Below are 531 nucleotides of genomic sequence, written 5' to 3'. Positions count from 1 at the left end.
ACTGGGCAGGCATCTCCAGATCATGGGGGGTATGGGCAACCTGAAAGTAGCTCAGGACATCTTTACCCGGCTGCGCAGCCAGGCAGCCGGAGGGCAGGCGAACATCCCCTGTGATGACAGGGAGGTTGAACTGGCTCTGGGCAGACATCTCCAGGTCATGGGAAATATGGACAATATGAAGACTGCTCTGGACATCTTTACCCGGCTGCGCACCCGGGCAGCCGGTGGGCAGGAGAACACCCCCTGTGAGGATATGGAGATCGAGTTAACACTGAGCAGACATCTCCAGATTATGGGAGGCATGGATAACCTGAAAGCGGCTCTGGACATCTATACGCAGCTGCGTACCCGTGCGGCTGGTGGGCTGGCGGACACTCCCTGTGATGACAAGAATATCGAACTGGCATGGGCAGACATCTCCAGATCATGGGGGGCAAGGACAACCTGAAAAAGGCCCTGGACATCTTTACCCGGCTACGCACTCAGACGGCCTGGGGGCAGGCGAATACGCCCTGTGATGAAAAAGAGATA

Annotated in this window: 1 protein-coding gene; it reads left to right on the top strand. The window is 56.9% G+C overall.

Features of this window, described 5'->3' with window-relative positions; all coding sequences use genetic code 11:
* A partial coding sequence (locus E1189_RS06575) for a hypothetical protein (RefSeq protein ID WP_196221266.1) occupies positions 1-448 on the top strand: 448 nt, incomplete at its 5' end.
* Positions 449-531: the final 83 nt, after the last annotated feature.

It is taken from the genome of Parendozoicomonas verongulae, assembly GCF_009711465.1.
GTDB lineage: Bacteria > Pseudomonadota > Gammaproteobacteria > Pseudomonadales > Endozoicomonadaceae > Sansalvadorimonas > Sansalvadorimonas verongulae.
Note: the sequence above shows the minus strand (reverse complement) of the source record. Positions and strands in the feature narration are given on the sequence as shown.